Origin of the sequence: Novosphingobium sp. PC22D (assembly GCF_002556635.1) — a bacterium.
Taxonomy (GTDB): Bacteria; Pseudomonadota; Alphaproteobacteria; order Sphingomonadales; family Sphingomonadaceae; genus Novosphingobium.
This window is the reverse complement of the sequence record NZ_MWMO01000006.1, coordinates 202,539-212,400: the sequence shown is the minus strand read 5'-3', so window position 1 is coordinate 212,400 and position 9,862 is coordinate 202,539. Positions and strand designations below refer to the sequence as shown.

Below are 9,862 nucleotides of genomic sequence, written 5' to 3'. Positions count from 1 at the left end.
TTCCGCGCCGCCGGGAGAAGTCGACGAACCACACCGCAATCGGCACGGCGACGAAAAGTGAGATAAACAGCGAGCCCCATATCGCGCGCATCATCCTCTCCCAGGCGACGACGACATCGGGGTGCGAGGCGACCATACCGATGGGTGCGGGAATGACCTCTCCCGAGGGCAGGGTGAGGTTGATCACCTTGGCATTGGAGAACTCCATGAACTGCCATCCGGCAGCATAGATCCGCATGCCAATCATCTGAATTTCGTGTTCGTGAAGCCGCAGCGCCAGGACCACCGAAAGCACTGCGAGGAAGGTGAAGAACCAGACGAGAAACGGCAGCCGCGCGGAGGCGAACCACATCAGGAATTCGTGGGTGATGAGCTGCGATCCGCGCGTGAAATCACCGGCATTGCGCGGCATGTTGCCGCGCGCCGAATGGTGCTGAAGCTTGCCCGGGCGGCGGCGGTCGGACCAGGTGTCAGGCCGCGCCACAAAGCGCCTCCATCCGGGCCTCGGCTTCGGCGAGTAGTTCGCCATGTACATCGGCGTATTGGCGCTGGATGATGAGGTCGAGCGCGAGGAAGAGATACTCGAGCGAGAACTGCCGCCGCCGGTCGAGTTCGGAAGCTCCCGCGACGCCTTCGAGAAAATGCTCAAGAGCGATTCGCACGAGATTGGATCGGGAAGTCTTTTGCGCTTCGGCGACGGCCTTTGCCGCCTCGGCAATCGGCTGCGGCAGCCGCACCGAAATCAGAACCGTATCTGTCATCGCCAACCCCTTCGAAAAGGGCCTGGCGGGAATTGCGCGAGGAGGAATCTAGGCTATCGCCGGGAGGGTGGCAAGCGAAAGGTCAGGGGCCTTTCACGTATCACACCGTATGACGTCCGAAATGACGCAGATCTGCCGATCCGGATGCTTAGGGCCAAAATGTAATACGGACGAATACAAGATGCACCTGGCGTAAACATACCGGTTTCTGCCAATCATCAGACTGCACCGCAGTGTACGGTCTGCTACTTTCCCAATCAATCCCACCCATGCCGTCGCTCGCGGAGTTGTCTGGATTTACGAGGGTATGGGGAAGGGCCTTCATGGCACGATATGGCGCTGACGCCGGTGTATTTTACTTCGCCAATTGGTTACGAATTTGCACCTGGCGATGCGAGAAGGCTTGCCAGGGGCGCATGCCCGGGCAAGGTTCGCGCGCGGGAGGTTTCAGCACCACCCAGGAGTATGATCATGGCCAGAAAAGGAAGCCTTGAAGCCGAACGTCGAGCCATCGCAAAGGATCGCGACGCGCTGGCGGCGCGCGAAGCGAAACTGCGCGATAACGAGCAAAAGGCGAGCATCGAGCTGATGCGCAAGAGCCCGCTTGGCAAGGCGCCGTTCGAGCGGGTCGAAGCGTTCTTTGCAGCGCTCGGCAAGCTCGGGCTCGACGAGGCGGAAAAGCGCTTGTCGGCAAGCTGAAACCGGTCTCGGCAAGAGACCAGCGTCGCCGGGTACTCCCAAATTTCGCTGCCTGCCACTGCAGGCAGAAGGGGGTGCCCGGCGGCGCTTAGCATCCTGCAAAAGAAGAGGCCGGAGAGACCCACATCGGATCCCTCCGGCCCGTTGGAATAATGGCCCGTCAGAACGGACAGTCATCGTCCCAGTCGGCGTCCATCAGAACGCTCATGAAGCTGGCGGCGCGAGCAATGTTCTCCTCGTCGAAGTCGTCGGCCATCTGGCCCTGGACCGTATGGACGATCCGGTCGATGAGGTGCATCGGCAGCGCGTTGTAGTCGCCTTCCTCGATGACGCGGAACGACCCGTCTTCGTCCTCGATCACGTGGCAGTCGAAGAAGCTGTGCGCGGCGCGCATGGTTGCGGTGCGAATGGCAGCGTCGTAACCAAAGTGATCGAATTCCGGAATTTCGAAACGGGAAACGAGAGCGTTCATGAAAACCTCCTCTTGAGAGACGTTGAAAAGAGGTCTCGAGGCAGGATGATCGCGCTTGGCGCGGGTCACGGAACGGGCCGCAGGACCGCCGCGCCAGCGGGGGTGGGGGAGCCGATTTTTTCGGGTTCAAGGCGTAGCCGCAGGGGCCCGTGAAAATTGGGGGAACCGCCCTTCTTGACGCGTGCCAATGGCGGTCATCATGCTTGGAAGTCTGCGAGAAGGAATACCCCCTATCCATCCAGCCCGGCCGATGCGAGCCATGCCGTCCCGCCAGCAGGCCATGGGCCGTCACTGGCGGGGCCAGCATGCGAGCGAGCCGGGCAGGGGAGAGCTTCCAGCGGGCAGAAAAAAAGGGCATCCGGCGGTGAAGCCGGACACCCTTTTGCGAGAACCGTTGGTGCAATTCCGGGCCGCTCAGAACGGCGGGAGATCGTCTCCATTGGCGACCCGCTTTGCGGCTTGCTGGCCGCCGTGCGCTGCAGCCTTTGCCTGGCGCTGAACGGGTTCATTATCGGCACCCGCCTCGCGCACGATGTGCAAGGGAATACGTGCCTCGCGCAGCCGGTCGGCAAGGTTCGCCTGGATGCCGCCGCCGCTGCAGACGATCGCCTCGACCGGCTTGAACGCGAGCATCCGTGCATTACGCTGATAGGGTGCGGAAGCGCCGCGCGATGCATCGGGCTTGCACAGGATCACAGGCACGCCCTGACGCGATGCCCAGGAGGCGGCGATGACATCGGCGCCCTTGTTCTGCGCGGTGGTCGCCAGCACCATCGAGGGTATGCGTTCGTGCACCGCATCGAGATAATCGTGCACCTGGCCGATGTCGGCAAATTGCTGTCCGCCCGAGAACACCACGACCGGCCCCGAAGGCGCGAACTGCTCGCGGCGTTGTGCGCGCTGCGAGGCAAGGTAATCGCGCGCTTCGATCATCGAGGCATTGCTCTTGCATGAGACCCGCGAACCGCGCACCGGCGAGAAGGGACGGCCGGTTTCGACAAGATAGATCGAGGCGGCATGGTCGCGCATGCACTCCATCGCGTCGCGGCATTCGGCAAGGCTCCTGGCCTGCATGGTGAGGTCCTCGACGTCGGTGGCGTAGACCTCGGACGGATCGTATTCGCGAAGCTTCTCCTGGAGCTTTTTCGCCATGGCATCCTCGCGATCATCGAGGCGCTTGGCCACCACATGAAAGCTGTTGGCCACGCCCCAGGCGACTTCGCTGGCGAAGTCCTCCATGCGGGTGTCGCGAAACAGGTCGAAGACCGTTGCCAGCATCATCTCGATTGCGGCCTGTGCGGCATCCGGATCGGGCATTTCAGCCGAGCTGGGTTCGTCTGCGACCGAGAGCCGGGAGAGCTCGGTCTGTTCCATGAAGGCGCGGGCATAGTCGGGCGTTGCGATCTCTCGCGCATAGTGTTCGGCAAGGTCTGAAAAGTTCGAGAAACGTGTCGTCATGATGTCCTCCGAAGGATCTGTCTCTCTCATCACCGCGATGAAAGATGAGCCTTGAAGGACGCCGGAGTCAGGCAGTCACAGGACGGCGGGGCTTGGGCCACGCCGCCGCGAGCAGCGGGCGTGGGGGGAGCCGGTTTTGTGGCGCACAAGGCGCATGCCGCAGGGCACGCAAAATCGGGGGGCACCCGCGATCCTTGACGGCCGCCAGCTCCCAGGCGTCATGCTTTGGCGATGCCGATTTCGCTCGGCCACCGAGATGAGAGAGTGGGAAGGTTTTGCCCCCGAACCGCGCGCGCGTTCGGGGTGAACGGCAAAACACCGCATCGACTGCGACCCGCATTTCAGGCCTCCCCGCAGGGCACCTATGTGCCCGCTCGGGGAAGGCAGGCGGGATCGCCCTGGCCAGCGCCGACGACGGCGCGGCCAGCAACAAGGGACGGACCCCTTGCCGGAGCAAGTCAGTCGTCGCGCGGGCCCCGTGCTTGTCACGGGTGCGGGACGGCGACGGTGCCGGAGGCAAGAGTGCCGGCGGCCCAATGCGGGAAGCACCGCACCCGCAGGAGCGCGGCGACAGGCGCGCGGGACCGAGTGCGTCCGTATTGACAGGGCCGCTCCACTTTGACGAAGCAGACGCATGGAATTTGACGATCAGATGCGGCGGTTCTTCGGGACAGACGACCTCGGGAATGTTTCCCCCGAAGCGATGGCAAGCGGCATCGAGCGCATGCAGGTCGAGTTCGGGCTGGAGACCGACAAGGGCCGCAGGTTCGCAATGTGGTCGCTGCTCTACATGCTGGGTGCTGCACCGGACCTCGATACGGCCTTCGAGGACGCTGGCGACCGCGATGCGGCACGCCGGTTCATGGATCTGCTCGATGAGGTAAATGCCGGCGAGGACAATTGATTGCATACGGTGCAGATCGCGTTTGACGCGGATTTACCCTGCATTCGAAGGATTGTCGGGTTTAGCAGGGTAAACGCCGTATTCCAGGTGGGTCACCAATGCGACGTGGTCAGCATAACGGCATAATTGCGATATCTAGGCAGCTACACCAAGGATGAAGCGGGCATGCTCGCGGCGCAGCATCTCATATGGTGAAACGCAGGTTATCCCGAGCCCAATACACGCATTCGGGATCTTTATCTTGCGTACCGACTCCGAAGGCACCTCGTGGGTCACCACGATAAATTCGTGAGCCTTTGCGTGGGCGATAAGCCAGTAGTCTGCAACCTGGAGGAAGGTGGCGATTGCAGCTGGTTCGTAATTCTGTCCCGTCGCCCAGGCTGACACTTCGCCCAGGGCAGGCAAGACCGCATCATCCGGGGCGAGAAAGAACGGCCGGCCTCGCGCGGTTGCCCAGTCGGCAAGTTCGTCGCCCGCGCCTACCAATTCGTCACTGACTTTCTCGATGCTTGCGACAACGCCCGCTTGATTTTGCTCGACGAGCCAGTCCCAGAAGGCCGGGCAGAAGTCGAAACCGTAGTGAAGGTTCTTGCCCTGGATGAAGACATTGGCGTCCAGGAGGTAGCGGCTCAAGGCAACACCCCCACTTCTTGGCCGATATTGTTGAATGTCTCAGTCTTGGCGACACCCAGCATACGAAAGGCATCGCGATAGAGGGTTTGTCCTTCAAGTGTGCTTTCAACGAGCGCGCGCGCAAAGCGCCGACTGACGCGCGAAAGGGTTGTGCGATAGAAATTGCCGCCGCCGCCCCGCTCCGCAATAGCGCGCAACCGCGCTCGCTCTGCCGCCCAGGCAGCATCGAACGCGTCCCGCGTCAACCAATTCGCATCAAGCAGACGTCGCAGGATGACGAGACTGCTAACCTTGTATCGGCGTGTAAGACGGGAGATTGCATTCTCGAGCGGTTCGTCTGCAACCAGATCGGCGCGCAGCACAGCCAGCGGAACGAGAAGTTCTGCGGCAACGGCATTACACCAGACTTCCTCGCGTCGAAATCCAGCGACCGGTGCGGCACTGGCATTGGAGATGGCAGAAGCGCCGAGCCAGAGGTGCGCCAACTCGTGGGCAAGCGTGAACATCTGCGCAGACTTGCTGTCAGAGCCGTTGATGAAAACAAGCGGTGCCTGGGGATCGGCGAGGGCAAAGCCTCGGAATTCCTCAGGGTCGAGTCGCCGGTTGTTGTTGCTCAGAACAACTCCGCTAACCATGACCAACGCCCCGATGCTATCAGCGTGCCCGATGAACAGGCGCAAGGCGTCTTCCCAGGTTCGGCAAGCCGCTCGCGCTTCAAGATCGAATGCCAGTGCCTCGGCCATGCGAGCGGCGACTGCAGCGGGTCGCTCGTTCAGCTTGGCGCTGCCGACGAACGCCAGTTCAGGCAGACGCACCGTCCGGGCATAGTCCTTGAACCAACCCTGCCGTTCCTGGCACACGTAGACCATGTCGATGAGGTTTGGGCTCGGGCGGTGCACACCGCGACCGTCAATGGTCCGAAAATCCGGAATAGGCAGTTGTTCCTGTGGGGGAGCAGGCAAAAAGAGGTAACCTACCGGGACATGTACTGCAGCAGCGAAGGATTGCAGCTGCTTGATCGTGGGTTGAGCCTCACCAGATTCCCACAATGCCAGTTTTGGGAAGCGGTGATCCAGATCCTCAACGCTCAAGCCGGCACGCTCTCGCGCCCATGTGAAAAGCACTGGATGAACTGGCGCCCGCGTCATAGTGACTTAGTAGTCCTGCATCGGAGGCCACCGCAAGGCGGCATCGGATTGCATCGGATCACCTGATGACCGCGACGGTTACGCCGGCAGCGTCGGCGACCGTGCGCCACTGCTTGTCGGCAGTGAGGGCGGGAAGTGCGTCACGATGCGCGAGCGCCAGGCAAAAGCGATCGCCAAGCGACAGGCCTGCCTCAGCCGTCGCCGCGCGTAGCCGTCCGGCAATCGTGGCAAGCGCCTGATCGGCTTCGACGATCGCCATCGGCAAAGGCCTCAGCATGTCGTCGACCTGATCGGCTGGCATGCCTACGTGAATGAAGTGGCTGACGACCTCGGCGTAATTGACGCTCGACATCCGCGCGTCTGCGATGGTTTCAGCAACCTTGCCCGCGCCCGGCTCGTCACGGAGCAGGGCGAGCAAAGCCGATGCGTCGAGCACGACATCGCTCATTCGCCCGATTCCTCACGCCGACGGGCGAGAAAAGCGTCGACCGAAGCTTCGGCATTTTCTCCGGCATATTTCTTCGCCAGAGCCTGTGCGTGCGCGATCGACTGCGCGACAGTTCTCAAGATCACACCGTCTTCGGTTTCCTCGACGAGCAACGCGCCGCCGCCAGCAAGGCCGAGGCGCTTGCGGATATCGGCCGGAAGGCTCATCCGGCCATTGGGAGTGATCGTCACTTGCACCGTCATGGCGCTGCTCCTTATCAGCCCGCAAACGGTGCCAGATTGCACTCATAGGGCATTTTGCGAGATCTATGCCATAAAATCACCCCTGTGTCACGATCTTGCCGGCGCGCCACAACAGTCCGAATTGATAACATATCTTATGTTAAATAATACCAATGGGTTAGGTGATCGCCTGCGATGTTTCGCTGCGAGCACGGATGCGTTCTTTGAGCCCATCGAGTGGCTGAACCCGTCCTGCGGACATATCGTTGCGCGCCATTGCGAGAAGCTTGAGGAGCGCAGATGTTTCGATCGGGCGTGAGTTCCGCGGCGCCTTTGTCATCGATTTCCTGGCCTTCCTGTTCGCCATTTCAACACGTGGCCGCACCGCCTTGCTCGGCTCGGCACAAATTGCGCTTAAGCGCTTATCCTGTTATACGCCTATCTCTTCAAGAGGACCAAACCATGGGCGAAGAAGTCACACGATGGACCGTCAATGTCGATAGCCGCACGGATATCGACCTGCGCACATACCTTGCCCAGCGCGGCATGAAGAAGGGCGACTTGTCGAAGTTCATCGAAGATGCCGTGAAATGGCGTCTGTTCGATCTCACGGTCAACGAGGCCCGCGCAGCCTTTGCGGACACCGACCCCGCAGAACTCGACGTTTTGATCGACGAGGCCGTGGCGGCCGCGCGCTCCAACTGATCCTCAGCAACCTGATCGCCTGGGATCACCAGATTGCGCGTCATCATCGATACCAACGTTCTAGTGAGCGCACTGCTTTCCGAAAGCGCGCCGCCTGGCCGGTTGCTGGGGCATTGGCGGCAAGCACGCTTCCGGCTGCTGTCCAGCGCCGATCAGCTCGAAGAATTGCGGCGGGTCACTCGCTATCCGAAGATTCGCGCACGCCTTTCCCCTGCCCTGGCCGGGCGGCTCGTCAATGAGCTGAGCGGGCTTGCGGAAATGATCGAGAACCTGCCGAGCGTTGATGTCTCACGCGATCCCTGGGACAACTACTTGCTGGCAATGGCGCAAGTCGGCGAAGCAGATTACCTCGTGACGGGCGACAAGGCGGACCTGTTGAGCCTGCAACGCCATGGGCGAACGCACATCGTCACGGTGCGAAACCTTCTTGGTCTTTTGGGTCAGGCAATTGGTTGAACGGCTCAGGCGTTAAGCCGCAAACAGCTCACCCTGGCGCGGCATCCGCGACGCCGAAACCGCCGGCGCCGCTGCGGGCCTGCGCAGCAGGCGCAGCACTGCGGGCTTGACCACATAGACCGCATGGCGCCCGCCGCCGCGGTTCTTGTGATTGGTGGCGTAGCCCGCGTAGTGGCGCGTGACGAGCCCGGCGCGCACGAGATCGGACGTCGCCCGGCTGACATTGGCGCGGCCGACCGAGAGCACCTGTTCCTCGACCGCGGCCTCGATATGCGGATCGTCGATCTCCGGCCTGCCGGTCAACTCATCCTTGAGGCCCGCCTCGACGCGCTCGCGCAGCGCGGCGCGTCGCGCGGGTTGCTCGCTCATCGGCAGGAGCTGGGTGCACAGCCAGTCGCGTAGCAGGACCGGCTCCCCTTCCCCGGCGCTCGGCGGGCCGGCCACGAACGGACCCGCCTGCCCTCGCCCGTCGGCAATTTCAGCGATGAGTTGAAGAACCAGGAAGGCATAGCGCGGCCGGTTCGATGCCTCGGCCAGGACCGCGTAGATGCCTCCGACGCCTGAGATCTGTGCCAGTCGTTCCATGGATCAGTATTGAGCACAAAAGGTGAATCCTGTGAATCCCCCTTGAACCGGAATATGTCGTTTGTCGCTTGTGACACTTTGCCCGGGGCTGCGCATGGCGGCTGGATGAGCCATCCCCGCCCTCGCCCAGTCTATCCCGAATAACCGACAGAATTGGCCAAAAAGGGGTTCATCCGTCAGGAATGCCCGCCAGCCCCTCGCGAACCTGACACTCTATCCGCGGGCAAAGTGTCACGAATGACAGCGCTGGTCTCGCCGGGCCCGCTGGCCAAGAAAAAAGGGGCCAGCTTGCGCCAGCCCCCGTGGAAAGTTTGGGAGAGGATGCCTGAAAGGCACCGCCAATATGGGTTGCACCCTGCAATGCTGCAAGTGCGAAAACGTCGCGCGGCGTTGACTATTGCGCACAGAGGTGAAGCGGCGCTGCCCGATGGACAGCGCCGCCTCGCGGCCCGGCGTCAGAGGAACAGGACTTCCTCGGCGACGATCTCGACCGCGTAGCGCTCGATGCCTTCCTTGTCGGTCCACTTCGAGTAGTGGAGGCGGCCCTGGACTTCGACCAGATCGCCTTTCTTCTTGTGCCTGGCGACCGAGGCCCCGAGCCCGTTGAAGGCGGTGATGCGGTGAAATTCTGCGAGGGTTTCGGTGTAGCCCGCTTCGTTCTTGACCGTCTTGCCATCGACCAGCTTCGGGCGATCGGTGACCAGCGTGAAGCCGGTGATTTCGGTCTCGCCGGCACGGCGGGTTTCGGGCTGGCTGGCGATGCGGCCGATCAGGATGACGAGGTTCTTCATGGGTTTTCTCCTGCTTGAATTCGGCGGAACCGCCCGCCGATGAACACGATCGGCGGCGCGCAAAGGCCCGGGCTGCACCGAGCGCCAAGAATCACGCGGGCGTGAGGGAAACCGGCAAAAGCGAGGAGTGGTGCGGCAAGCCCGCCAGGGCTTCACGGTCCGCTGCTTTTCCGGTTGCCGGCCGGGACGGGCGCCGCAGGGTTCATCGGCATGCAAAGGGCGGGTTGCGCCAGTTCAGGCAGGTTGGATGACAGACATGCAGTTTCGTTTCTGATCGGGCACGCTCTTGCCTGCCCCTGCCCCCATGTGGACAGGATGATTCATGGCAGCGTGGTCGCTTGTATCGGCCTGGCGAGGCGCACGGGAGTAATGATCGGTGCGGCCAAAGCCCTCACCACTTCCCGTCGACTTTGCACGGGCGGCAGGCCGATGTCGCATCGAAGGACTGACTGGGCGGTCCGACCAGAAGCCTGCATGCCGACAAATCGACAGCGGAACAGTTCGAAGAAGCATCACGCCGTAGGGGTACTCGTCAGAGGCACTCCCATGAAGCCAGTAACGGCGGCATAGCTCCCGGCAGC

General features: G+C 62.0%; 13 protein-coding genes and 1 pseudogene. 4 read left to right on the top strand and 10 right to left on the bottom strand.

Going from position 1 to position 9,862, the window contains the following annotated elements:
* Together B2G71_RS11975 and B2G71_RS11970 are read right to left on the bottom strand one after the other, a co-directional pair.
* Nucleotides 1-484: pseudogene (locus tag B2G71_RS11975) on the bottom strand (conjugal transfer protein TraD); the annotation flags it as partial.
* Entirely contained in the window at nucleotides 471-761 is a 291-nt protein-coding gene (locus tag B2G71_RS11970; RefSeq protein ID WP_098105993.1) for a ribbon-helix-helix protein, CopG family, read from the bottom strand. The gene B2G71_RS11970 and the pseudogene B2G71_RS11975, both read right to left, overlap by 14 nt.
* Before the next feature lie 333 nt (nucleotides 762-1,094).
* On the opposite strand from B2G71_RS11970, the gene B2G71_RS24510 reads away from it, so the two are divergent.
* Nucleotides 1,095-1,460 carry a hypothetical protein gene (locus tag B2G71_RS24510; RefSeq protein WP_240530129.1) on the top strand — a complete coding sequence of 122 codons (366 nt, stop codon included), beginning with the start codon at nucleotides 1,095-1,097 and terminating at the stop codon, nucleotides 1,458-1,460.
* Nucleotides 1,461-1,620: 160 nt separating this feature from the next.
* Here the strand turns inward: B2G71_RS24510 and B2G71_RS11960 are convergent, their stop codons facing one another.
* Nucleotides 1,621-1,932, bottom strand: coding sequence for a hypothetical protein (locus B2G71_RS11960; RefSeq protein WP_098105992.1), 312 nt, complete (start codon nucleotides 1,930-1,932; stop codon nucleotides 1,621-1,623).
* Between the two features lie 414 nt (nucleotides 1,933-2,346).
* The gene (locus B2G71_RS11955) at nucleotides 2,347-3,390 is read right to left on the bottom strand and encodes a DUF2493 domain-containing protein (RefSeq protein ID WP_098105991.1); all 1,044 of its coding nucleotides are present in this window, start codon (nucleotides 3,388-3,390) and stop codon (nucleotides 2,347-2,349) included.
* Between the two features lie 634 nt (nucleotides 3,391-4,024).
* On the opposite strand from B2G71_RS11955, the gene B2G71_RS11950 reads away from it, so the two are divergent.
* Nucleotides 4,025-4,294: a hypothetical protein gene (locus tag B2G71_RS11950; RefSeq protein WP_098105990.1), complete on the top strand. Its 270-nt coding sequence runs from the start codon at nucleotides 4,025-4,027 to the stop codon at nucleotides 4,292-4,294.
* Nucleotides 4,295-4,429: 135 nt separating this feature from the next.
* Here B2G71_RS11950 and B2G71_RS11945 read toward each other — a convergent pair whose 3' ends face one another.
* The 4 genes from B2G71_RS11945 to B2G71_RS11930 all read right to left on the bottom strand — a co-directional run bounded on the left by B2G71_RS11945 (nucleotide 4,430) and on the right by B2G71_RS11930 (nucleotide 6,765).
* Nucleotides 4,430-4,927, bottom strand: a complete 498-nt coding sequence (locus tag B2G71_RS11945; RefSeq protein WP_098105989.1) for a DUF4411 family protein — start codon at nucleotides 4,925-4,927, stop codon at nucleotides 4,430-4,432.
* A complete protein-coding gene (locus tag B2G71_RS11940) occupies nucleotides 4,924-6,018 on the bottom strand; it encodes an ImmA/IrrE family metallo-endopeptidase (protein ID WP_240530128.1) in 1,095 nt (364 codons plus the stop codon). The genes B2G71_RS11945 and B2G71_RS11940 overlap by 4 nt, the downstream gene beginning before the upstream one ends.
* 115 nt (nucleotides 6,019-6,133) lie before the next feature.
* Nucleotides 6,134-6,523: a type II toxin-antitoxin system VapC family toxin gene (locus tag B2G71_RS11935; RefSeq protein WP_098105987.1), complete on the bottom strand. Its 390-nt coding sequence runs from the start codon at nucleotides 6,521-6,523 to the stop codon at nucleotides 6,134-6,136.
* Complete coding sequence (locus B2G71_RS11930; RefSeq protein WP_098105986.1) at nucleotides 6,520-6,765, bottom strand: AbrB/MazE/SpoVT family DNA-binding domain-containing protein; 246 nt, start codon at nucleotides 6,763-6,765, stop codon at nucleotides 6,520-6,522. Before B2G71_RS11930 ends, B2G71_RS11935 begins: the two co-directional genes overlap by 4 nt.
* A gap of 441 nt (nucleotides 6,766-7,206) precedes the next feature.
* On the opposite strand from B2G71_RS11930, the gene B2G71_RS11925 reads away from it, so the two are divergent.
* A complete protein-coding gene (locus tag B2G71_RS11925) occupies nucleotides 7,207-7,449 on the top strand; it encodes a ribbon-helix-helix domain-containing protein (RefSeq protein ID WP_098105985.1) in 243 nt (80 codons plus the stop codon).
* Nucleotides 7,450-7,482: 33 nt separating this feature from the next.
* Complete coding sequence (locus tag B2G71_RS11920) at nucleotides 7,483-7,905, top strand: putative toxin-antitoxin system toxin component, PIN family (RefSeq protein WP_098105984.1); 423 nt, start codon at nucleotides 7,483-7,485, stop codon at nucleotides 7,903-7,905.
* Nucleotides 7,906-7,917: 12 nt separating this feature from the next.
* Here the strand turns inward: B2G71_RS11920 and B2G71_RS11915 are convergent, their stop codons facing one another.
* Both B2G71_RS11915 and B2G71_RS11910 read right to left on the bottom strand, forming a co-directional pair.
* On the bottom strand, nucleotides 7,918-8,490 hold the full coding sequence (locus B2G71_RS11915; protein ID WP_098105983.1) for a hypothetical protein: 573 nt from the start codon (nucleotides 8,488-8,490) through the stop codon (nucleotides 7,918-7,920).
* 455 nt (nucleotides 8,491-8,945) lie between these two features.
* The gene (locus tag B2G71_RS11910) at nucleotides 8,946-9,281 is read right to left on the bottom strand and encodes a single-stranded DNA-binding protein (RefSeq protein WP_098105982.1); all 336 of its coding nucleotides are present in this window, start codon (nucleotides 9,279-9,281) and stop codon (nucleotides 8,946-8,948) included.
* Between the last annotated feature and the right edge of the window lie 581 nt (nucleotides 9,282-9,862).

What these genes read in the sequence shown, in the direction of transcription:
- B2G71_RS11970 (WP_098105993.1), bottom strand. Translation starts at nt 761, where the DNA reads ATGACAGATACGGTTCTGATTTCGGTGCGGCTGCCGCAGCCGATTGCC.
- B2G71_RS24510 (WP_240530129.1), top strand. Translation starts at nt 1,095, where the DNA reads ATGGCGCTGACGCCGGTGTATTTTACTTCGCCAATTGGTTACGAATTT.
- B2G71_RS11960 (WP_098105992.1), bottom strand. Translation starts at nt 1,932, where the DNA reads ATGAACGCTCTCGTTTCCCGTTTCGAAATTCCGGAATTCGATCACTTT.
- B2G71_RS11955 (WP_098105991.1), bottom strand. Translation starts at nt 3,390, where the DNA reads ATGACGACACGTTTCTCGAACTTTTCAGACCTTGCCGAACACTATGCG.
- B2G71_RS11950 (WP_098105990.1), top strand. Translation starts at nt 4,025, where the DNA reads ATGGAATTTGACGATCAGATGCGGCGGTTCTTCGGGACAGACGACCTC.
- B2G71_RS11935 (WP_098105987.1), bottom strand. Translation starts at nt 6,523, where the DNA reads ATGAGCGATGTCGTGCTCGACGCATCGGCTTTGCTCGCCCTGCTCCGT.
- B2G71_RS11930 (WP_098105986.1), bottom strand. Translation starts at nt 6,765, where the DNA reads ATGACGGTGCAAGTGACGATCACTCCCAATGGCCGGATGAGCCTTCCG.
- B2G71_RS11925 (WP_098105985.1), top strand. Translation starts at nt 7,207, where the DNA reads ATGGGCGAAGAAGTCACACGATGGACCGTCAATGTCGATAGCCGCACG.
- B2G71_RS11915 (WP_098105983.1), bottom strand. Translation starts at nt 8,490, where the DNA reads ATGGAACGACTGGCACAGATCTCAGGCGTCGGAGGCATCTACGCGGTC.
- B2G71_RS11910 (WP_098105982.1), bottom strand. Translation starts at nt 9,281, where the DNA reads ATGAAGAACCTCGTCATCCTGATCGGCCGCATCGCCAGCCAGCCCGAA.